Annotated in this window: 19 protein-coding genes; 11 read left to right on the plus strand and 8 right to left on the minus strand. The window is 73.7% G+C overall.

Translation table 11 applies throughout. The annotated features are described in order from the left end of the window. Positions 1-19 precede the first annotated feature (19 nt). Entirely contained in the window at positions 20-2599 is a 2580-nt protein-coding gene (locus ACFC1F_RS13600; RefSeq protein ID WP_376157964.1) for an ABC transporter permease, read from the plus strand. Positions 2600-2826: 227 nt separating this feature from the next. Here the strand turns inward: ACFC1F_RS13600 and ACFC1F_RS13605 are convergent, their stop codons facing one another. From ACFC1F_RS13605 to ACFC1F_RS13615, 3 genes are all read right to left on the minus strand, one after another. Beyond that, on the minus strand, positions 2827-3723 hold the full coding sequence (locus tag ACFC1F_RS13605) for a metallophosphoesterase family protein (RefSeq protein WP_376157966.1): 897 nt from the start codon (positions 3721-3723) through the stop codon (positions 2827-2829). A 281-nt stretch (positions 3724-4004) separates the two neighbouring features. Further along, a complete protein-coding gene (locus ACFC1F_RS13610) occupies positions 4005-4370 on the minus strand; it encodes a DUF4190 domain-containing protein (RefSeq protein WP_376157969.1) in 366 nt (121 codons plus the stop codon). Positions 4371-4443: 73 nt separating this feature from the next. Next, positions 4444-4599 carry a hypothetical protein gene (locus ACFC1F_RS13615; RefSeq protein WP_376157971.1) on the minus strand — a complete coding sequence of 52 codons (156 nt, stop codon included), beginning with the start codon at positions 4597-4599 and terminating at the stop codon, positions 4444-4446. A gap of 118 nt (positions 4600-4717) precedes the next feature. Between ACFC1F_RS13615 and ACFC1F_RS13620 the strand changes: the two genes are divergently transcribed. The 6 genes from ACFC1F_RS13620 (at position 4718) to ACFC1F_RS13645 (ending at position 11688) form a co-directional block, all read left to right on the plus strand. Further along, entirely contained in the window at positions 4718-5347 is a 630-nt protein-coding gene (locus ACFC1F_RS13620; protein WP_376157974.1) for a TetR family transcriptional regulator, read from the plus strand. 259 nt (positions 5348-5606) lie between these two features. After that, a complete protein-coding gene (locus ACFC1F_RS13625) occupies positions 5607-6533 on the plus strand; it encodes a serine protease (protein WP_376157977.1) in 927 nt (308 codons plus the stop codon). A 139-nt stretch (positions 6534-6672) separates the two neighbouring features. Then, entirely contained in the window at positions 6673-8160 is a 1488-nt protein-coding gene (locus ACFC1F_RS13630) for a S28 family serine protease (RefSeq protein WP_209413423.1), read from the plus strand. Between the two features lie 273 nt (positions 8161-8433). Beyond that, on the plus strand, positions 8434-9063 hold the full coding sequence (locus ACFC1F_RS13635) for a TetR/AcrR family transcriptional regulator (protein WP_376157981.1): 630 nt from the start codon (positions 8434-8436) through the stop codon (positions 9061-9063). Further along, positions 9047-10681 carry an acyl-CoA dehydrogenase family protein gene (locus tag ACFC1F_RS13640; RefSeq protein WP_376157984.1) on the plus strand — a complete coding sequence of 545 codons (1635 nt, stop codon included), beginning with the start codon at positions 9047-9049 and terminating at the stop codon, positions 10679-10681. Before ACFC1F_RS13635 ends, ACFC1F_RS13640 begins: the two co-directional genes overlap by 17 nt. A gap of 104 nt (positions 10682-10785) precedes the next feature. Beyond that, entirely contained in the window at positions 10786-11688 is a 903-nt protein-coding gene (locus ACFC1F_RS13645) for an amidohydrolase family protein (RefSeq protein ID WP_376158018.1), read from the plus strand. A gap of 13 nt (positions 11689-11701) precedes the next feature. On the opposite strand, the gene ACFC1F_RS13650 is transcribed toward ACFC1F_RS13645, so the two are convergent. Further along, complete coding sequence (locus tag ACFC1F_RS13650; RefSeq protein WP_376157988.1) at positions 11702-12541, minus strand: inositol monophosphatase family protein; 840 nt, start codon at positions 12539-12541, stop codon at positions 11702-11704. Between the two features lie 137 nt (positions 12542-12678). Here ACFC1F_RS13650 and ACFC1F_RS13655 point away from each other — a divergent pair, with 137 nt between their 5' ends. Both ACFC1F_RS13655 and ACFC1F_RS13660 read left to right on the plus strand, forming a co-directional pair. Continuing rightward, the gene (locus tag ACFC1F_RS13655) at positions 12679-13791 is read left to right on the plus strand and encodes an Lrp/AsnC family transcriptional regulator (RefSeq protein WP_376157991.1); all 1113 of its coding nucleotides are present in this window, start codon (positions 12679-12681) and stop codon (positions 13789-13791) included. A gap of 204 nt (positions 13792-13995) precedes the next feature. Beyond that, positions 13996-14430, plus strand: coding sequence for a hypothetical protein (locus ACFC1F_RS13660; RefSeq protein ID WP_209413428.1), 435 nt, complete (start codon positions 13996-13998; stop codon positions 14428-14430). On the opposite strand, the gene ACFC1F_RS13665 is transcribed toward ACFC1F_RS13660, so the two are convergent. The 3 genes from ACFC1F_RS13665 to ACFC1F_RS13675 form a co-directional block, all read right to left on the minus strand. Then, positions 14427-15254, minus strand: a complete 828-nt coding sequence (locus ACFC1F_RS13665; RefSeq protein WP_376157994.1) for a helix-turn-helix domain-containing protein — start codon at positions 15252-15254, stop codon at positions 14427-14429. The two genes, ACFC1F_RS13660 and ACFC1F_RS13665, sit on opposite strands and share 4 nt — an antisense overlap. Positions 15255-15288: 34 nt before the next feature. Further along, the gene (locus tag ACFC1F_RS13670; protein ID WP_376157997.1) at positions 15289-15771 is read right to left on the minus strand and encodes a DUF2269 family protein; all 483 of its coding nucleotides are present in this window, start codon (positions 15769-15771) and stop codon (positions 15289-15291) included. Between the two features lie 265 nt (positions 15772-16036). After that, positions 16037-16747, minus strand: a complete 711-nt coding sequence (locus ACFC1F_RS13675; protein ID WP_376157999.1) for a 4'-phosphopantetheinyl transferase family protein — start codon at positions 16745-16747, stop codon at positions 16037-16039. Positions 16748-16988: 241 nt separating this feature from the next. Here ACFC1F_RS13675 and ACFC1F_RS13680 point away from each other — a divergent pair, with 241 nt between their 5' ends. Then, the gene (locus ACFC1F_RS13680; RefSeq protein ID WP_376158001.1) at positions 16989-18563 is read left to right on the plus strand and encodes a choice-of-anchor A family protein; all 1575 of its coding nucleotides are present in this window, start codon (positions 16989-16991) and stop codon (positions 18561-18563) included. 153 nt (positions 18564-18716) lie between these two features. On the opposite strand, the gene ACFC1F_RS13685 is transcribed toward ACFC1F_RS13680, so the two are convergent. Next, on the minus strand, positions 18717-19343 hold the full coding sequence (locus tag ACFC1F_RS13685) for a TetR/AcrR family transcriptional regulator (RefSeq protein ID WP_376158003.1): 627 nt from the start codon (positions 19341-19343) through the stop codon (positions 18717-18719). A gap of 63 nt (positions 19344-19406) precedes the next feature. Here ACFC1F_RS13685 and ACFC1F_RS13690 point away from each other — a divergent pair, with 63 nt between their 5' ends. After that, entirely contained in the window at positions 19407-20351 is a 945-nt protein-coding gene (locus ACFC1F_RS13690) for a hypothetical protein (RefSeq protein WP_376158005.1), read from the plus strand. Positions 20352-20485: the final 134 nt, after the last annotated feature.

Genomic DNA, 20485 nt, shown 5'->3' on the forward strand with positions numbered 1-20485 from the left:
GGCGAACGGAGGAGGGCGCATGAGCTCCACGACGACCGCCGTCCGGCTCAGTCTGCGCTCCCTGCGCGAGCACAGACGCCGACTGGTCGGCACCTTTCTGTCGATCCTGCTCGGGGTCAGCTTCCTGACCGGGACGATGGTGCTCGGCGACACCCTGCGGGCCAACTTCGACACCCTGTTCGCCGACGCCAACGCCGGGACGGACGTGGTGGTCCGCAGTGCCGACGTGCTCGACTCCCCGGGCACGCCCGGAGGAGTCCGGGCACCCGTCGACACGGCGCTGGCCGATCGGCTGCGCGCTGTCCCCGGGGTGGCGGCCGCCGAGCCGTCCGTCCAGGGCGCGGGCCAGTTGGTCGGCAGTGACGGCAAGCCCGTCGGCGGGCAGGGTCCGCCGACCCTGGCCGGGAACTGGCTCGGCGACAGCCGGCTGAACCCGTACAAGCTTTCGGAGGGCCGCGCGCCCGCCGCACCCGGCGAGGCCGTGATCAACCGGGGTGCGGCGAAGACCGGGGGCCTGCACCTCGGCTCGACCACCGTACTGCGCACCCCCGACCCGGTGACGGTCACCATCGTCGGGATCGCCACCTTCGGGGACAGCGCCGACGGGATGGGGCCGAGCACCTTCACGGCCCTGACCTTCGGGGACGCCGAGCGCTACCTCACGCCCAGGGGCAGCGGCCAGGCCGCCTCGATCCAGGTCCGGGCCGCCGGCGGAATCCCGCAGGGCGAGCTGGTGGCGCGGATCGCCCCGCAGCTGCCGGACGGGGTGGAGGCGGTCACCGGGGCGGCGGCCACCCAGGAGAGCACGGACATGGTGTCCGGGCGGTTCCTGACCATGTTCACCACGCTGCTGCTGGTCTTCGCCGGGATCGCGCTGCTGGTCGCGACCTTCACCATCCACAACACCTTCGCCATCGTGGTCGCCCAGCGGACGAGGGAGAACGCGCTGCTCCGGGCGCTCGGCGCGGTGCGCGGCCAAGTGCTGGGCGCGACGCTGGCCGAGGCGCTGGCCGTCGGCGCACTGGCCTCGCTCGGCGGACTGCTCGGCGGGATCGGGGTGGCGGCCGGACTCAAGGCGCTGTTCTCGGTGCTGGGCTTCTCGCTGCCGACCGGCGGCATGGTGATCACCACGGCCGCGGTCGTCCTGCCGCTGCTGGTCGGCACGGTGGTGGCGGTGGGATCGGCGCTGCTGCCGGCCGTCCGGGCCGGACGCACCGCGCCGCTGGCGGCGCTGCGCGACACCGGGGTGGACCGGGCGGCCGAGGGGCGCTCCGGCACGGTCCGGGTGGCGCTCGGCGCCCTGCTGGTCGCGGCCGGCGTCCCGGCCGCCGTCGTCGGTGCGACCGACGGGCCGTCGGTGACGCTGACCGTCGCCGGTGCGCTGGGCGTCCTGGCGGGCGTGGTGGTGCTCGGCCCGGTCGCCGCGTCCTTCGCGGTCAGGACGCTCGGTGCTCCGCTGCCCCGGCTGCGCGGGGTCTCAGGCACGCTGGCCCGGCGCAACGCGGCCCGTAACCCGCGCCGGACGTCGGCGACCGCGAGCGCGCTGATGATCGGTGTCGCCGTGGTCACCCTGTTCACGGTGTTCGGCGCTTCCGTCAAGGCCACCCTGGACGCCACGGTGAGTTCCTCCTTCGCCGGGGATCTCGCCGTCACCGCGCCCTCGTTCGGTGCGGGCGGCAGCGGGGTCAGCCCGAAGCTGGCCGATGCGCTGGCCCAACTGCCCGAGGTCCGGCAGACGGTGGGCCTCGGCCGCGGCGTCGCACGGATCGACGGCCACGGGCGGACGCTGGACGTCACCGATCCGGCGCGGCTGGCCGGGATCGTCGACCTCGGCCGGGTCGACGGCACGCTCGACGCCCTGGGCACGGACGGCCTGGCGGTCTCGCGCAGCGAGGCCGGACAGCACGGCTGGAGGCTGGGCCAGAGCGTCACCGTCGGCTTCACGGACGGCGCGAGCGGTACGTTCACTGTCCGCGCCCTGTACGAAGGCGGCGGGCTGGCCGGCGACTACCTGATAACCCGCCAGGCTTGGGCCCCGCATCGCGGCCAGGACTCCGACACCATGGTGGCCGTGGGCCTGAAGAGCGGAGTGGCGCTCGGGGCCGGCAAGGCGGCCGTCGAGAAGGCCGCGGCCCCGTTCGGGAACCCGAAGGTGCAGGACCGGGACGAGTACGCGGCGAGCGCCGCCGGAGGGGTCGACATGATGCTCTCGGTGGTCTACGCACTGCTGGCGCTCGCGGTCCTGATCGCGCTGCTCGGCATCGCCAACACGCTGACGCTGGCCGTGCACGAGCGGACCAGGGAGCTGGGTCTGCTGCGGGCGGTCGGCCAGACCAGGGCGCAGCTGCGGGCCATGGTGCGCTGGGAGTCGGTGCTGGTGGCCGCGTTCGGCACGGTGGGCGGGCTCGCTCTCGGAGCCTTCCTCGGCTGGGCGCTGGTGCGGGCCTCGGACAGCGCGGGGACGGGCTCGTTCGCGATACCGCCGGGGCAGCTCGCGGTGGTGCTGGGGGCCGGGCTGCTGGCCGGCGCGGTGGCCGGCCTCCGTCCGGCGGGCCGGGCGGCGCGGCTGGACGTGCTCCGGGCGATCGCGACGGAGTGAGGCGGGCGGGTGGGTGCGGGTCCGGGCCGCACCCACCGTGGACCCGCGGGCCGCGGCGACTCCACGCCGCGGCACTGCGGGCCGCCCACGCCTCCGGACCTCCGGCTCTCGGCTCCTCCGGCTCTCGGCCTTCAGCTCCTCTGGCCCTCGGCCCTCGGCCGTCAGGGCCTCAGGGCCTCAGGGCCTCAGGGCCTCCGGACCTCGAAGCCGTGGGCCGCAGGGTGGCCTCAGCCGCCCTGCGGGAACACCTCCCGCAGCAGCGGGTCCGGCAGGCCGCGGCGGTGCCACTCGCGGGGGTAGCCGAGCGAGACCTCCTCGAAGCGGACGCCGTCGTAGGAGGTCACCCGGGGGATGTGCAGGTGGCCGTAGATCATCGCGGCGGTGTTGAAGCGGCGGTGCCAGTCGGCCGTCAGCTCGGTGCCGCACCACTGGGCGAACTCCGGGTACCAGAGGACCTCGGTGGGGTGGCGCACCAGCGGATAGTGGTTGACCAGGACCAGCGCCAGGTCCGGGTCGTGGGCGGCGAGCCGCTCCTCGGTGATCCGGACGCGTTCGCGGCACCAGGAGTCGCGGTCCGGGAACGGGTCCGGGTGGAGCATCCGCTCGTCCGCGCAGACCACGCCGCTGCTGTAGGCGGCTGCCAGGGACTCCTCCTTGGTGGTCGTCCCCGGCGCACGGAAGGAGTAGTCGTACAGCAGGAAGAGCGGCGCCACGGCGACCGGTCCACCGGGGCCCTCCCAGACCGGGTACGGGTCCTCGGGGGTCACGACACCGAGACGGCGGCAGAGCTCCACCAGGTACTCGTAACGGGCCACGCCGCGCAGCTGTACCGGGTCGTCGGGGTGGGTCCACAGCTCGTGGTTGCCGGGGGCCCAGATCACGCGGGCGAAGCGTTCGGCCAGGAGGCCCAGGCTCCACTCGATGGAGGTGGTGATTTCGGCGATGTCGCCGGCGACGATCAACCAGTCGTCGGGGGAGTCCGGCTCCAGCTTCTCCAGCAGGTCGCGGTTCTCCTGGTAGGAGACGTGGAGGTCGCTCACGGCGAGCAGCCGGCCCGTCCGTCCGGGGGCGCCGGGGCCTCCCGTCCGTCCCGACTGCGCGTCACTCTGGTACTCGGTCGTCACTCCAGCCCCCATACATTCACCCGGCCGATAGCGCCACAGTACGGGGACGGGCGGGTGCGGCGCCGCGGATTGGCTGGATCAGTCGTTCGAGTGGCGTGGTTCCTGTGCTGGCCAGAGCGGTCCGCGGAGGCCGCAGGGCCGCACGGTCGGGCCACCCGAGGGCACCCGCCATTCGGGGCTCGCCGCCCGGGTGCGTCCGTCATCCGAGTGCACCTGCCATCCAGTGCTCATCACATGAGCGCGCCCGCCATCCGGGGCCCGCCGCCCGAGCCGGTTGCGGCTCAGGTGCCGATCTGCCAGAGCACACCGTGGTCGGCGGCGGTGGTGACGGCCAGGAGGGCCAGGGCGGCGACGCCGAGCACCAGGCCGAGAACGGCGCGTCCGCGGCGGCGGGTGCCCCGGACGAGGGCGAGCGTGGCGAGGACGATGGCGAGCGGTCCGAGGACGATGTTGAAGAGCAGCAGGCCGGGCAGGCCGAGCAGGAAGGAGGCGACGGCCAGGTTGTCGGCTTCGGAGGCGGTGTGACGGCGCGTCGTGCCCGTACCCGAGTCGCCCACGGCGGTGTGGGCGGTGGTGCGGGCGGCGGTGCTCGTGACAGCGCCGGCACTCGTGGCGGCACTCGTGGCAGTACTCGTGGCGGTGCTCATGGTGGTGGTGAGTCCTTCCGAGGAGGGCGGAGGCCGGTGGGTCAGAAGGCCGGAGGGCGTAGGGGGTGCAGGCTCAGCGCTGACGCAGACGGGCGATGCCCTCGCGGGCACCGAACGCGAGCAGCCAGGCGGCGATGGCGGCGGAGGCGGCGAGGAAGACCGGGAGCGAGGTGTGGGCGGCGGCGCCGACGAGAACGCCCATGGCGATCAGGGCGGTGAGCAGGATCATGGCGTGCCCTTCCGGGAGCAGACGGGTGCGAAACTTTGGGTTTACAAGTGTTCGCTGAATCCTCGGCCACTCTACGCCCGGCTGGCCAAGTTCGGCAAACACTTGTTTACTGAATGGCGTGAGTCACAGTGTGGGGGCCAGGCAGGCCCAGAAGCAGCAGAGTCGGCGTGCGTTGCTGGATGCGGGGCTCGGCCTGCTGGCCGATCAGAACCTGGCGAGCCTCGGCGTACGCGAGGTCACCCGCGCTGCCGGGCTGTCGCCGGCCGCGTTCTACCGCCACTTCCCCGACCTCGCCGCCCTTGGTGTGGCGCTGGTCGAGGAGTCGCTCGCCAGTCTCCATGTGATGGTCCGCTCGGTGCTCGCCGGCAAGGGCGGGGCTGAGGAGCTGATCGACCGGACGGTGGACGTCATCGAGCAGCACGTCCGCGAGCACCACGCTCACGTGCGCTTCCTGTCCCGCGAGCGGCACGGGGGTGTGCGGCAGGTGCGGGAGGCGATCGACGCCGAACTGGGTCGGTTCGCCGAGGAGGTGGGCGCGGCGCTCGCGCTCCAGCCGGTGTCCGAGGGGTGGAGTCGGGAGGATCTGCGGATGCTGGCCGAGCTCTACGTCGACCACATGGTCTCCACGGCCGCGGCCTTCCTTGAGGCGCAGGAGGCGGATCCGGCCCGTGAGCGGCGGATCGCCGCCACCGCCAGGCTCCAGCTCCGGCTGATCAGCCTCGGCCGCCGCCACTGGCCGGGTGGTTGAGGCCGATCGGGGGCTGAGGCCGACCCGGGGCGGCTGACGGTGGCTTGGGGTCGGTCGGGCTGGCTGACGGTGGCTTGGGGTCGGTCGGGCTGGCTGACGGTGGCTTGGGGGTGGCCGGGGCCGGTCGGGGCGGCTGACGGTGGGGGAGTGGTCGACCGGTGGGGAGTGGTCGACCGTACCCCTCCTTTGTGGGTGAACTCTTGACATCTCGTCATGTCCGCGCCAGCTTTGGGTGCACCCCCACAACGAGAGGTCTCTCATGAAGAAGCCGCTCATAGGCATGCTCTCCACGCTCCTGCTGGCCGGGGCCACCGCCCTCGCCGCGGCCCCCACGGCAACCGCAGCCCCCGCCGATGCCGGAGCCACCACCGCAGCCACCGCAGCCGCCGGGACGTCCGCAGTCACCGCGGAGAATGTCGCGGAGGCCGCCGGGACGCAGGCGCGGGCCGCCGCCGCGGTGAACTTCGCCGGTACGGTGGCGCTCAGCAACTGCTCCGGCTCGCTGGTCCGCCTCCCCGGCTCGGCCGCCACCGACCCGGCGCTCGTCCTCTCGAACGGCCACTGCCTGGAGAGCGGGTTCCCCGGTCCCGGCGAGGTCGTGGTCAACCAGGCGTCCAGCCGCACCTTCTCGCTGCTCAACTCCACCGGCGGCAAGGCCGCCACGCTGCGCGCCACCAAGGTGGTCTACGGGACCATGACCGACACCGACGTGTCGATCTACCAGCTGAACACCACCTACGCCTCGATCCAGTCGCGCTACGGGATCGCCCCGCTGACCATCGCGGCGGGTCACCCGGTCCAGGGCACCTCGATCAAGGTGGTCTCCGGGTACTGGAAGAAGATCTACTCCTGCTCGGTCGACGGCTTCGTCTACCGGCTGAAGGAGGGCTCCTGGACCTGGAAGGACTCGGTCCGCTACACCTCCAGCTGCAACACCATCGGCGGCACCTCCGGCTCGCCCGTGGTCGACGTCAACACCGGCCAGGTCGTCGCCGTGAACAACACCGGCAACGAGGACGGCCAGCGCTGCACCGACAACAACCCGTGCGAGGTGGACCAGAACGGTGTGGTGACCGTCCGCCAGGGCATCAACTACGCCCAGGAGACCTACGGCATCCCGGCCTGCTTCGCGGCGGGCAACCGCCTCGACCTCACCCTGCCCGGCTGCACCCTGCCGCGCCCCTGACCTGCACACCCTTCCCCGGTGGGCCATCCGCGATCGGCGGGTGGCCCACTCGGCCGTCTACCGGACGGCCGTCCGACCGGCGGCCGGCCACCGGCTGCCGGAGAGTGTCGAACAGTTCCGTTGACCCGATGGAGAGTTGATGTCCACCAAGCTCAGAAGGCTGTTGGTCGCCGTTCTGCTGATACCGCTGCTCGGCCTCGGCCTGGCGACGCCCGCGTTCGCGCAGGGGGAGCCCGGAAGTGCGGAGGCCGGTGCGCAGGCCGCCGCCGGATCGTCCGTCGCGGACGACGCCTCGGCCGACATCAAGGACCGGCTGGCGGCGATCCCCGGGATGGCCGTCACCGAGGAGAAGCCCACCGACGCCGACCACCGGTACTTCCTCCTCACGTACACCCAGCCGATCGACCACTTCCGGCCGTGGCTCGGTACGTTCCAGCAGCGGCTGAGCGTGCTGCACCGGGGCTACGACCGCCCGACGGTCTTCTACACCAACGGCTACACCCTCGGCACCAACCCCTCGCGCACCGAGCCGACCCGGCTGACCGACGGCAACCAGGTCTCCATTGAGTACCGCTACTTCACGCCGTCCCGCCCGGAGCCCGCCGACTGGACCAAGGCCGGCATCGAGCAGGCTGCCACCGACTCGCACCGGATCATCACCGCCCTCAAGCGGATCTACCACCGCGCGTGGCTCTCGACCGGGGCCAGCAAGGGCGGCATGTCCTCCACCTACCACCGGCGCTTCTTCCCGGAGGACGTGGACGGCACCATCGCGTACGTCGCGCCGAACGACGTCGACAACCGCGAGGACTCCGCGTACACCGAGTTCTTCAAGAACGTCGGTACCCCTGAGTGCCGTGCCGCGCTGAACGCCGCGCAGCGTGAGCTGCTGGTCCGCCGCGACCGGCTGGAGGCGCGTTACGCGGCCGACAACGCCGCCGCCGGTTCGACCTTCACCACCACCGGCAGCGCGGACCGGGCGTACGAGGCGGGCGTGCTCGACGTGGTCTGGGCGTTCTGGCAGTACAGCACCGAGGCGGACTGCGCCAAGGTCCCGCCGGGGGCCGCCGCCACCGACGACCAGCTGTACGCGTGGTTCGACGAGCAGTCCGGCATCACCGGCAACAGCGACCAGTCGCTCGCCAAGTACACCGCGTACTACTACCAGGCGGGCACCGAGCTGGGCTCGCCCACCTTCGAGGTCCCGCACCTCAAGGGCCTGCAGCACTACGACTTCAAGGAGCTGTACTCGCCGCGCACCTACGTGCCGAAGAACATCCCGATGCGCTTCGACCCGTCCGCGATGCGTGACATCGACCGCTGGGTGAAGCACTCGGCCGAGCGGATCATCTTCGTCTACGGGCAGAACGACCCGTGGGGCGCCGAGCCGTTCCGGCTGGGCTGGGGCAGTGAGGACAGCCACGTCTACACCGTGCCCGGCGGCAACCACGGTTCCAACATCGGCAAGCTGCCGGCGGCCGAGTCGGCCGAGGCCACCGCGAAGGTGCTGGAGTGGGCGGGTCTGGCCGACCCGGCGGCCGCTCGCTCGCTGGCCCAGTCGCACCAGGTCCCGCCGTTCGGTCCGCTGGACGAGGAGGGCCTGAAGCTGGAGCGCCACCGCCTGTAACGGCGACGGGCGACCACCGAGGATCCGCGAGGGGCCACCCGGCCGGCATACCGCCGACGGGTGGCCCCTTCGCATACGCGCACGCCCACGCCCACGCTTGTGCCCTGCGCCCCGCTCCCCACGCCAGCGCCCGCCCCTACCGCCCCCGCGCCCGCCCGCGCCCACACCAGCGGGGACGGCCCCGGCCGGGCAGCCTCGCCGGGGGAAGCCCCCAGTGGGGAAAGCGGCGCGCGCCCCCTCCCCGAAGCAGTGAATCGGTGCTTCAATGCTTCCATGGCCTACCGACGCACGCCCGCCGTACAAGCCCGTCTGGACGCCCAGCGCGAGGCGGTGCTCCAGGCGGCGGTCGGGCTGCTCGCCGAGCGCGGCTACGGCGGCTGCTCGATGGCCGCCGTGGCGGACCGCGCCGGGATCGCCACCGGCAGTCTCTACCAGCACTTCGCCAACAAGGCCGAGCTGTCCGTCGAACTGTTCCGCCGGGTGGTCACCCGCGAGATCACCGCCGTCAACGAGGCCGTCGCCCGCCGCGAGACCCCGCAGCAGCGGATCGCCGCCGTCGTCGAGACCTTCGCCGCCCGCGCCCTGCGGGCACCGCGGCTCGCCTACGCGCTCCTGGTCGAGCCGGCCGACGCGGTCGTGGACGCCGAACGCCTGGTGTTCCGGAGGGCGTTCCGCGACGTGATCGCCACCGAGATCACCGCCGCCGTGGCGGCAGGCCAACTGCCCGGGCAGGACCCGGAGCTGACGGCGGCCGGCATCGTCGGGGCGGTCGGCGAGGCGCTGGCGGGCCCGCTCGCCGAGGCCCACACACCCGTTTCCGGGGACACCCCGCCCGAGGTGGTCCCCGCCCTGGTCTCCTTCACCCTGCGTGCCCTGGGAGGACGCGATGACAGCGACGCATGAGGTCACCAACCAGGTGCCCCTGCCGTACGGACACGACACCGCCGCCGACCCGGCGCTGATCGCCGCCCTGCACCGGGCCGGCGCCGGCTGGGCCGAGCCCGAACTGCACGAACTGGGCCGGCTGGCCGGCTCCGAACAGGCCGCCGAGTGGGGCCGGTTGGCCAACGAGAACCCGCCGGTGCTGCGTACCCACGACCGCTTCGGCCACCGGATCGACGAGGTGGAGTTCCACCCGGCCTGGCACGAGCTGATGCGCACCGCCGTCGGCCACGGTCTGCACGCCGCGCCCTGGCGCGACGACCGGCCGGGTGCACACGCCGCCCGCGCGGCCAAGTTCTTCGTCTGGGGCCAGGTCGAGGCCGGCCACACCTGCCCCGTCTCCATGACGTACGCGGCGGTCCCGGCCCTGCGCGCGAACCCGGTCCTCGCGGCCGAGTTGGAGCCGCTGCTCGCCGCCACCGAGTACGACTTCGGGCTGCGCGAGCCGCGCGGCAAGCGCGGGCTGATCGCCGGCATGTCGATGACCGAGAAGCAGGGTGGCTCGGACGTCCGCACCAACACCACCACCGCCACCCCGCACGCGGACGGCACCTACCGCCTGACCGGTCACAAGTGGTTCACCTCGGCGCCGATGTCGGACCTCTTCCTGACACTGGCCCAGGCGCCGGGCGGGCTCAGCTGCTTCATGCTGCCGCGCGTCCTCCCGGACGGCGGTCGCAACCGCCTCCACCTCCAGCGGCTCAAGGACAAGCTCGGCAACAAGTCCAACGCCTCCGCCGAGATCGAGTACGACGGCGCGGTCGGATGGCTGGTCGGCGAGGAGGGGCGGGGAGTCCCGACCATCATCGAGATGGTCAACATGACCCGCCTCGACTGCTCCATCGGAGCCGCCTCCGGCATGCGCCTCGGCGCCACCCGGGCCGTCCACCACGCCGTCCACCGCCACGCGTTCGGCCGGGCGCTGGTCGACCAGCCGTTGATGCGCAACGTGCTCGCCGACCTGGTCGTGGAGTCCGAGGCGGCCACGGTCGTCGCGATGCGGCTCGCCCAGGCCACCGACCAGGCCCTCGCCGGGGACGAGACCGAGACGCTGGTGCGGCGGCTGGGGCTGGCCGTCACCAAGTACTGGGTCTGCAAGCGCGGGCCGGCGCACGCGGCAGAGGCCCTGGAGTGCCTGGGCGGCAACGGCTACGTCGAGGAGTCCGGCATGCCCCGGCTCTACCGGGAGGCGCCGCTGGTCTCGATCTGGGAGGGCTCCGGCAACGTCGCGGCCCTGGACGCGCTGCGCGCCATGGCCAGGCGGCCGGAGAGCGTCGAGGCCTTCCTCGGCGAGCTGGACGCGGCGGCCGGCGCGGACCGCCGGCTCGACGCGGCCGTCGCCGAACTCCGCAAGCAGCTCGCCGACCTGGGCGACGTGGAGTTCCGGACGCGCCGGCTGGTCGAGTCGATGGCGCTGGCCTTCCAGGGCTCGCTGCTGGTCCGCCACGGCGACCCGGCGGTGGCGGACGCCTTCTGCGCCTCCCGGCTCGGCGGCGACCACGGAGCGGCCTTCGGCACCCTGCCGTCCGGGACCGACGCCGGGGCGATCATCGACCGCGCCCGCCCGGTGCCCGCATGAGCGACGAAGCCCGCATGAACGACGACGCCCGCATGAGCGATGCCACCGTCAAGGGCGACGACGCGGTCAGGGCCGACGACGCGGTCAGGGCCGACGAGGCGGCCATGAGAGACGCCGTCGGCAGGAGCGCCGAGGCGGCCGAGGTCCGCGCCTTCTGGCAGCGCCTCGGTCTGCCCGGTCTGATCGACGTGCACACCCACTTCATGCCGCAGAACGTCCTCGACAAGGTGTGGGCGTACTTCGACGCGGCGGGCCCGCTGGTCGACCGGCCGTGGCCGATCACCTACCGGCTGGCCGAGGACCAACGCGTCCAGTGCCTGCGGGATTTCGGCGTCCGGGCGTTCACCGCGATGCTCTACCCGCACAAGGCCGGCATGGCCGCCTGGCTCAATGCCTGGGCCGCCGGCTTCGCCGCCCGAACCCCGGACTGCCTGCACACCGCGACCTTCTTCCCCGAGCCCGGCGCGCCCGCGTACGTGGCCCGGGCGATCGAGGACGGCGCCCGGGTCTTCAAGGCACACGTCCAGGTCGGCGGGTACGACCCGACGGACCGGCTGCTCGACGAGGTGTGGGGCCTGCTCGCCGAGACCGGCACGCCGGTGGTCACGCACTGCGGCTCCGGGCCCGTCCCCGGCAAGTACACCGGTGCCGGCCCGATCGGCGAGGTGCTGGCCCGGCATCCGCGGTTGGCCGTGGTGGTGGCCCACCTGGGGCTGCCCGAGTACACCGACTTCCTCGACCTCGCCGAGCGGTACCCGAACGTGCGGCTCGACACCACCATCGCGTTCACCGACTTCGTCGAGCGCGACACCCCGTTCCCGCCCGCCGAACTGCCGCGCCTGGTCGGGCTCCAGGACCGGGTCCTGCTCGGCAGCGACTTCCCCAGCATCCCGTACCGCTACGTGCACCAGCTGGAGGCGCTGGACCGCCTGGGCCTGGGGGAGGAGTGGCTGCGCGCGGTCTGCCACGACAACGCGGCCCGGCTGTTCGGCCTCGCCGGCCGCTGAGGCGGGCGCGCCGTCACCCGACCGAACGCAGCACCTCCAGCACGTCCCCGTGCAGCCCGGGCGCGGCGGCGAGGAAGCCGTCGGAGCCGGCCGTCCAGGCCGCGCCGACGGCGTCCGTCACCGTCGCGCCCGCCTCGGACGCGATCAGCGCGCCGGGCAGCAGGTTGCCGGCGTCGGCGCCGTACTCCCAGAACAGCCCCAGGTGCCCGGAGCCGACCTGGGCCACCTGCAAGGAGGTCGGTCCCAGGTTGCGGACGGCCAGCACGGATCCGAGCACCGCCGTCAGCGACTCGCCCGCGCGGCGCAGTGCCACCGCGTCCGCGGCCGCCGACGGCGGCTGGCTGGTCCCGGCCACGGCCACCGCCAGCTCGCGCTCCAGCGGCGCGACCGCTCGCCCGTCCAGCTCGGCGCCGCCGCCCCGCACCGCGCGGTACGTCCGCCCGCCGAGCTGCGGCGCGTGCACCACGGCCAGCACCGCGACGCCGTCCCGGACCAGGGTCGCGGTGACCGCCCAGTGCGGCAGACCGAGCAGGTACTGCACGGCGCCGTCGGTGGCGTCGCAGAGCCACCACTCGCCCTCGGCCGGCACCGACCCCTCCAGTTCGTCCGTCACCCAGCCGGCCTGCGGCCGCAGTTCGCCCAGCCGGGCCCGCAGGCGGGCGGCGGCGGGGCCGTCCAGCTCGGCGAAGTGCGCCATCGCCTCCGCGACCGTCCGCCCGGGGGTGGGCTCGGTCGGTCGCACCTCGGCCAGCCGGGCGCCGACCTCCCGCACCGCCGCCTCCACCCCCGGCAGCAGCTCCTTCAGCTCCTGGACCTCGTCGTTCATCGCCAGCTCCTGGACCTCGTCGTTCATCGCCGTCCTCCTGTCGTGTCAGCGTCCTGTCCGCCGCGGCCCGGAAGCCGGATCCGCCGGCCGCACAGGACAAGGAGTACCGTCCGTACTGCTGGACAGGACGTGAATCGATCAAGAAATGACGGAGATCGGACTCGATGGACCTCTCGACTGCTGATCCGGACACGGTGCTGGATGCGCTGGACCGCCGTCTGGTCTGCGCCCTCCAGGTCGACGGCCGGGCCGGGACCGGCCGGATCGCCGAGGTGCTCGGCGTCTCCGCCCGGACCGTGACCCGCCGCCTGGCCCGGATGCAGCAGGCGGGGCTGCTGCGCGTCGTCCGGATGCCCGACGTCGAGGACGCCGCCGTCGGCGCGCTGCTGCTGCGGGTCCGGGTACTGCGGGGCAAGGTCGACACCATCGCCCAGGCCCTCGCCGACCGTCCCGACGTGCCCTTCGTCGACGTCATGCTCGGCGGCCAGGAGGTCGGTGCGGTGATGCTGAGCGACGCGGGCGCCCGGGACCGGCTGCTGTACGGGCAACTGCCCGCCACCGCGGCGGTCACCGAGACCACCACCCACGCGGTGCTGCACGCCTTCTCGGACGCGGGCCAGTGGCAGGCCGGCTACCTGGACGAGGCCGAGGTGGCAGCCCTGACCCCGGCCGCCCCCGTCCCGCCGCCAGCCCCCGTCCCGTCGGCAGCCCCCGTCCCGTCGGCAGCCCCCGTCCCGCCGGCTGCCCTGATCCCTCCGGCCGCCCCTGTCCCGGCGACCCTCACCCACCCGGCCGCGGACCGGCCCCGGGAGAAACCCACGCTCGACGAGCTCGACCGCGCCCTGATCGCCCGCCTGTCCGTCGACGCCCGGCAGTCCCACGCCGCCCTGGCGGTGGCCGTCGGTACGCCCGAGTCGACCGTCCGCCGCCGGCTGCACCGGCTCTCCGCCGCCGGGCTGCTCCGCACCCATGTCACCGTCGACCCGCGGCTGCTGGGCATGGCCGTGGACGCCAACCTCTGGCTGGACGTCCCCCCGGGCCGGCTCGCCGAGGTCGGCACGGCCCTGGCCCGCCACCCCCAGGTGCACGGGGTCTTCGCCACCAGCGGCCCGGCCAACCTGATGGCCACCCTGTTCTGCCCGGACCACGGCGGCCTCTACCGCTTCCTCACCGGGACGCTCGGCCCGCTCGGTGTCGACCGCGCCGAGACCGCGATCGTGGCCCGCGCGGTCAAGCGGGCGGGCGTCCCCTTGCAGCGACCGCGAACCCGCCCCTGAGCCACCGGCCGGCCGGCGCCGAGCCGCCCCCGACCCGCCTGCGAGCAGCCCCCGAGCCACCTCCGACCAGCCCCCGACCAGCCCCCGACCTGGGCCATTACCCCGGAGGTAATCGACGCCCCGGAACCGGCCGGGCAGAGTGTGGAGCACCCGGTCGCGCCGACCGCACCGGGGCCCGAACCCACCTCCGGAGGCTGATCCGCCATGTCCGCGAACGCCCTCACCGCCGCCCGCACGTCCGCCTCCGGCCAGAAGGCCCAGCAGAACCTTCGCCGCTTCCTCGCCCTCGACGCGGTGGTCAGCGGCGGAAACGGCCTCGCCTACCTGGCCTTCTCCGGTCCGCTCGGCGACCTGCTCGGCGTCGGCGGCTCCACCCTGGTCGAACTCGGCGCAGTCCTCGCGGTGTTCGGTCTCGCCGTCGGCCTCCTGGCCGCCCGCCGCCGCCCGGCCCGCCTCGCGGTGCAGGCGGTGATCGACGTCAACGTGGTCTGGGCGGTGCTCAGCCTGGTCGCGATGGAGTTCTGGCTGGAGCCGAGCACCGCCGGGCTGGTCTGGATCCCGGCGCAGGCCGGCACCGTGGCGCTGTTCGCCGTCCTCCAGTTCACCGCCCTGCGCGGGCTCGACCGCAGCGACCGCTAACGGTCGGCGGGCACCGCCGCCTGCAGGAACGCGACCGTCTCCGCGTCGGCCGGGAGGAACGTCTCCATGGCCAGCTCGGAGACGGTCACGTCCATGGGCGTGTTGAAGGTCGCGATGGTGGAGAGGAAGGACAGCACCCGTCCCTCGAACGCCACCCGCATAGGCAGGGCGAACGGGAACAGCTCGGTGATGTCCTCCTCCGGCTCGTCGACGGCCGTCGACGGCTCGGGGTAGGCCCGGACCTCGTCGAACAGCTCCCGCAGCGGCTCCGAGCGGACCAGCGAGATCTGGTGCTCCATCCGCTCCAGCAGGTGCCGCCGCCACTGCCGGAAGTTGACGATGCGCGGTGCCAGCCCGTCGGGGTGCAGGGTGATCCGCATCGCGTTGAGCGGCGGCGCCAGCAGGTGCGGGGCGACGCCGGAGAGCAGCAGGCCGAGCGAGCGGTTGGCCGCCAGCACCCGGAAGGTGCCGTCGACCACCAGCGCGGGGTACGGGTCGTGCGAGGCCAGCAGTCGTTCCATGCCCGCCCGCAGCGCGTCCATCGCCGGGTCGTCCAGCGGCGTCTCGGGGTAGTGCGGGGCGTAACCGGCGGCCAGCAGCAGGGAGTTGCGCTCCCGTACGGGGATGTCCAACTGGTCGGCGAGCCGCAGCAGCATCTCCTGGCTGGGGCGGGAGCGCCCGGTCTCGATGAAGCTGACGTGCCGGGCCGAGGAGTCGGCCCGCAGCGCCAGTTGCAGCTGGCTGAGCTGCCGCCGCTCGCGCCAGCCCCGCAGCAGCGCTCCCACACCCGTCCCGGTACCGGTCTCTGTCCCCGCCGTCGTCATGACAGGACCGTACCGGGCGCGCCGGGCCGGCGGCTCAGGCGCCCGTGGTCGAGCCCGGGCGGATGATCATCAGCACCACGACCACGGCCCAGAGCAGGTTGAAGACACCGGCGGTCATCGGCAGCAGCCGCAGGCCCTGGACGGCCTTGCCGTGCTCGGGCGCCCCGCCGTCGAGGTCGAGCGCGTCCACCGCCGCCTGCTGCGCGGGCAGCACGAAGAGCAGCAGGGAGAGGGCGGCGAGCGCGGTGAGCACCATCGAGACGATCAGCCAGGACTGCCCGAGCACGTCCATCACCTGGGCGACGCCGATGCCCATCACCGGGACGGCTATCCCCAGCAGCGCGTAGACCTGGGTGATCCGGTGCAGCAGCCGCAGCATGCCGGCGTCGGCGGCCCGGTCCGGCCCGCCGGCCAGCGCGGCCTTCGCCCGGCGCGGGAACATGCTGACGGACACCGCCACCGGGCCGATGAACAGCACCGAGGCGAGGACGTGCAGGCTCAGCAGGAACTTGGCCATGGCGGGGGCATCCCTTGATCCAACGGGGGCTGCGCGCCGGGAGTGCGGCACGGGCAGCCGGGGCGTCCGGTTCCGCGCCCTGAGCAGGCACGCTAACACCGCTTATCCGGCGCCCCACCGGTCGGGTCGCACCGCCCGCCCGCCGCGCGGCCGGGTCGTCCCGACCTCGCCGTCCCGTCCTCGCCGTCCCGTCCTCGCTGCCCGTCGCGGCTCGCCCACCGCGGCCCGCCTGCCGTGGGGCCCGGACTCTCAGGTGCCCGGACGCTCAGGCGGTCGGCGGCGTCAGCAGGACGACCCGTGGCGCGGCGGTGCTCACCGCCGAGACGGCCGCCCCGTGCGCGGCGTCGGTCCAGTCGAGCAGGTGCAGGTCCTGGTAGCGGCTGAGCAGCGGACGGCCCGCCGGGACGTCGAGCGGCAGGGCGGAGAGGTCGACGGCGGCGAGCCCGTCGAGGCTGGTCCGCCCGAGCTTGATCAGCGATTCCTTCCGCACCCACTGCCGCAGGAACGCCGTCCCCGGCTCCGGGTGCGCCTCGACCAGCCGCAGCTCAGCGGCGCCGAGCACCCGCCCGGCGACGTCGAGGAGCGCGCCGCTGCGCGCGGTGAGCTCCACGTCGACGCCGATCGGCCGGTGTCCGGCGGCGGCCGCGACGACGCCGTTGGTGTGGGAGAGGCTGACGTGGACGTCCGGGTGGTCCGGCAGGTACGGGCGGCCGTGGTCGGCCTTTCCGCAGTCGGGGCAGTTCTGGGCCAGCGTCAGCGCGGCGGCCGGGACACCGAGCAGCCGGCCGGCGCAGAGTCGGACCAGGATGTGCGCGGCGATGTAGTCGGCCCGGCCGGCGTCGTGCCGGAACCGGGCGGCGCGTTCGCGCTCCAGCGGGGTGAGCAGGTGCTCGCCGGCCTCGGGGTGCCGCAGGACGTCCGCGCTGGCCGCGACGGCGGCGAGCGGGGCGTGCGGGTCCTGGTCCTCGGAAGTCATGGTCCCCAACCTAGCCGTGGCGGGCGGACACGCGGCGGCTGGCCCGTCCGGATGATGCTCGGATCGGCTCTGATGATCTCCAGGTATGGATAGTCCGATTTAGTGTTGGATGTCCCGGATTCGGTGGAATCAGCACAGGATCAATGAACCGCGGCAGGTTGTCCGACCTGCCCTTTTCTCTGTGCGGAGGAATGTGTCGATGGGTCAGGACACCGGTACGCCGGATCACAGAACAGCCGTCATGGCGAGGACGCCGGAGGTCCGCCGGCGCCGGGCCCTCCGGGTGGCGGTGGCCACCGTCGTCGCGGCGCTGCCGTTGGCCGCCGTGCTGACGGTCGGTTCGGCCGCGCCGCTGGCGCCGCCGCTGGGGGCCTGCACCGGGCCCGACTGTCCGGCCACCTGGCCGTCGCCGCCGCACAACGGCGACTTCGCGGGCCGGGACGCCTCGATCAACATCTTCACGGGCGGCGACTACACCGTGAACGGCCGCGCCGCCGAGGCCGAGGGCAAGATCGTCACGCTCGGCAGTCTCACCGTCGACAAGAGCCAGGGCGGCGGCGCCTTCAACATGGGTGTGGTGGGCGTAGGTTCGCGCGTCGTGCCGCCCGACGGGAGCGACTTCGTCACCGTCGGCGGCAACGTGGACGTGAAGACCGACAACCGGATCCTGATCGGCGGCAGCGACTCCAAGGGCCAGGCCTTCGGGAACCTGCGGTACGCGGGCACGCTCTCCGGCACCGTCAACATCGACCCGACCGGCCAGGCGATCAAGGATCCGGACGCCGCGGCGCCCTACCGGTCGGTGCTCACCCGGATCGAGGAGGTCTCCGCCTGCGTCGGGAGGGCGACCGCCACCGGCACGGTCGCGGTGACCGCCAGCGAGGCGACCTTCACCGGTGACGGCACCAGCATGAAGCAGGTATTCAACGTCAACCGGAACCTGGGCTCGGCCGGCCAGCAAATCGGTCTGGTCTTTGCCGGCATCCCGTCCGGCGCCACCGTGGTCGTCAACATCCTGCCGGACGACGCGATCATCAACACCTACACCGGTACCGGCCTGCCCGGCGACCAGACCACCGGGATGCGCTCCAAGCTGATGTGGAACTTCCCCACCTCCACCAGCGCGCGGATCCTCGGCAGCGCGCAGTTCCAGGGCTCGGTCATGGCGGGCAACGCGGGCGGTACCACCACCATCGCCCAGGCCGGTTTCAACGGGCGGGTCTACCTGGCGGGCAACCTGATCCAGACCGGCACCGGCGGATACGAGATCCACAGCTACCCGTTCGACGGGGACCTCCCGGACTGCGACGTGACGCCGAGTCCGTCCCCGACGTCCCCGAGCCCCTCTCCGACGTCCCCGAGCCCCTCTCCGACGTCGCCCTCTCCGACGTCCCCGTCGCCGACCAGCCCGACGTCGCATCCGACGAGCCCGCACCCGACTTCGCCGACGTCGCACCCGACGAGCCCCCGCCCGACCAGTCCTCACCCGACTTCGCCGACGTCGCACCCGACGAGCCCCCGCCCGACGAGCCCGCACCCGACTTCGCCGACGTCGCACCCGACGAGCCCGCACCCGACGAGCCCGCACCCGACCGGCCCGACCTCGCCCGCGCCGACCAGCCCGACCACGCACCCGACCGGGCACTGGCCCACCAGTCACCGGCCGACCGGCAGCACGCCGCCCGGCGGCGGCGCTGAGCTGCCGTCGACCGGTGCGGGCAACGGCCCGGTCGTCCTCGGCCTGGCCGGCGTCGGCCTGCTGGGCCTCGGCGGCCTCGCCGTCCTGGCCGCCCGCCGTCGCGGACGCCACAGCTAGCCGCTGATGTCCGGCTGCGCGCCCCGGCCGCGCGCCGCTGCTGGGCGCCGTCGGGCCGCCCGGTCACCCGACCGGGCGGCCTGACGCGTCCTCCCGGGGTCCCGCAATGCCGCAATGCCGCAGCACCCGAGTGCCGGGCGCGGGGCGGGGTCCTCATCGTGCGGGGTAGTCCGCCAGTCCGGTCCGCAGCAGGCCGAACGCCGCACCGGCCGCCGCCTCGGCCCGGACCCGAATGCTCTCGGCCGGCTCGCCGGCCACGATTCCGCGCCGGATCTCCGCCAGCACCGCCCGGTGTGCCCCCGCGACGGCGCCCGCGAGCACCCGCGGCAGGGGGTCGTCCGGCGCGGCCCCCGACTCCTCGGCCAGTACCGCCGCGAGTGCCGCCTCGGAGCGTTCGCCCAGCTCCAGCAGCCGGGCCCGCAGCGCCGGGCTCTCCGTGACCACCCGCCAGAACACCGCGGCCTCGGCGCTGAGCCCGTACGTCGGCTCGCCCGCCGCCAGCCTGGCCAGCAGGTCGGCCCGGACGGCGTCGACGGCGGACGTGCCGGCCGGCCGCTGCCGCACCACGGTGGCCAGGTGGGCGGTCACCTCCTCCTGCCGGTCGAAGAAGAGGTCCTCCTTGGTCGGGAAGTAGTTGAAGACGGTGTTGGCGGAGACCCCGGCCGCCCGGGCCACCTCGGCCACGGTGACCCGGTCGAACCCGCGCTCGACGAACAGGCCCATCGCCGTGTCGGCCAGCAGGGCCCGGGTCTGCTGCTTCTTGCGTTCGCGAAGTCCCATGCCCGAATCATAGTGTCACGCTAAATTTGCAGTGACACCAAAAATATCGGCTACGGTGGCGGCATGACCTTCACCTTCGGCATCTACCCCGGCGGCCTGATCGGCGACGAAACCGGCCTGATCGAACCCGTCCACCCCGACGATCCCGCCCTGATCACCGCCGCCCTGCGCGAACTCCAGGGCGCGGCGCCCTCCTTCCTGGTGCGCGCCTACCGTCAGCACCCGGAGGGGCGGGCCACCCCGGCCGAGCCGGAGCGCTACGCGGTCGAGGGCCGCCGCCTCGACCTCGTCCTCCAGTTCCGGGAGCCGGACGGGCGGCTGGACGGCTGGCTGGACTTCGTCCGGCACACCGTCCGGACCGAGGGCCACCGGATCGCCGTCCTGCAGATCTGCGAGGAGCCCAACGTCGCTCTGCCCGTGCTCGACGGCAGCGTCCCCAACGTCCGCCAGGCGCTGGTGCAGGGCGTGATCGCGGCCAAGGAGGAGGCGCTCGCCTGCGGTCACGACCTCAGGGTCGGCTTCAACGCGGCGCTGAACCTCGATCCGGCGGACACCTTCTGGACGGAGCTCGGCGCCCTCGCCGACGAGCGCTTCCACCGTGCGCTCGACTACGTCGGCCTGGACTTCTTCCCTGACGTCTTCCGGCCGTTGCCGCCGGAGCGGCTGGCGGAGATGGTCACCGCGGTGCTCACGGACTTCCGGCACGGCTCGGTCGCCAAGGCCGGCATCGGCCCGTCGGTGCCACTGCGGATCTGTGAGCACGGCTGGCCCACCGGTCCGGACCGGACCGAGCGGCGGCAGGCCGAGGTGGTGGCGGAGGTGGTCCGGACGGTTGCCGGCCTCGCCTCCGAACTCGCCATCGAGGGCTATGCGTTCTTCAGCCTGCGGGACGCGGACAGTGCGGGTGCCGGGGTCTTCGACCGGTTCGGCCTGCTCCGGGACGACTACACCCGCAAGCCGGCCTTCGACGTCTACCGGCGGCTGGTCGCGGAGCTGACCTCGTCGTGACGGCGGTGCCGGACGGCCCCCCCCCCCGGCCGCGTCCTCCACCCCCAGACGGGCGGGGGCGGCCGGCGCCCCCGGTGAGCGGTCGTCGAAGTAGCGGGCGGCCCGGGCGGGCCCCGCGGGGACGGCGGGCACGG

Source organism: Kitasatospora sp. NPDC056181, assembly GCF_042266225.1.
GTDB lineage: Bacteria > Actinomycetota > Actinomycetes > Streptomycetales > Streptomycetaceae > Kitasatospora.

Coding starts and splice junctions, on each gene's coding strand:
- ACFC1F_RS13600 (WP_376157964.1), top strand. CDS start 20: ATGAGCTCCACGACGACCGCCGTCCGGCTCAGTCTGCGCTCCCTGCGC.
- ACFC1F_RS13610 (WP_376157969.1), bottom strand. CDS start 4,370: ATGAGCACCGCCACGAGTACTGCCACGAGTGCCGCCACGAGTGCCGGC.
- ACFC1F_RS13615 (WP_376157971.1), bottom strand. CDS start 4,599: ATGATCCTGCTCACCGCCCTGATCGCCATGGGCGTTCTCGTCGGCGCC.
- ACFC1F_RS13625 (WP_376157977.1), top strand. CDS start 5,607: ATGAAGAAGCCGCTCATAGGCATGCTCTCCACGCTCCTGCTGGCCGGG.
- ACFC1F_RS13630 (WP_209413423.1), top strand. CDS start 6,673: ATGTCCACCAAGCTCAGAAGGCTGTTGGTCGCCGTTCTGCTGATACCG.
- ACFC1F_RS13635 (WP_376157981.1), top strand. CDS start 8,434: ATGGCCTACCGACGCACGCCCGCCGTACAAGCCCGTCTGGACGCCCAG.
- ACFC1F_RS13640 (WP_376157984.1), top strand. CDS start 9,047: ATGACAGCGACGCATGAGGTCACCAACCAGGTGCCCCTGCCGTACGGA.
- ACFC1F_RS13645 (WP_376158018.1), top strand. CDS start 10,786: ATGAGAGACGCCGTCGGCAGGAGCGCCGAGGCGGCCGAGGTCCGCGCC.
- ACFC1F_RS13650 (WP_376157988.1), bottom strand. CDS start 12,541: ATGAACGACGAGGTCCAGGAGCTGGCGATGAACGACGAGGTCCAGGAG.
- ACFC1F_RS13655 (WP_376157991.1), top strand. CDS start 12,679: ATGGACCTCTCGACTGCTGATCCGGACACGGTGCTGGATGCGCTGGAC.
- ACFC1F_RS13660 (WP_209413428.1), top strand. CDS start 13,996: ATGTCCGCGAACGCCCTCACCGCCGCCCGCACGTCCGCCTCCGGCCAG.
- ACFC1F_RS13665 (WP_376157994.1), bottom strand. CDS start 15,254: ATGACGACGGCGGGGACAGAGACCGGTACCGGGACGGGTGTGGGAGCG.
- ACFC1F_RS13670 (WP_376157997.1), bottom strand. CDS start 15,771: ATGGCCAAGTTCCTGCTGAGCCTGCACGTCCTCGCCTCGGTGCTGTTC.
- ACFC1F_RS13675 (WP_376157999.1), bottom strand. CDS start 16,747: ATGACTTCCGAGGACCAGGACCCGCACGCCCCGCTCGCCGCCGTCGCG.
- ACFC1F_RS13680 (WP_376158001.1), top strand. CDS start 16,989: ATGGCGAGGACGCCGGAGGTCCGCCGGCGCCGGGCCCTCCGGGTGGCG.
- ACFC1F_RS13685 (WP_376158003.1), bottom strand. CDS start 19,343: ATGGGACTTCGCGAACGCAAGAAGCAGCAGACCCGGGCCCTGCTGGCC.
- ACFC1F_RS13690 (WP_376158005.1), top strand. CDS start 19,407: ATGACCTTCACCTTCGGCATCTACCCCGGCGGCCTGATCGGCGACGAA.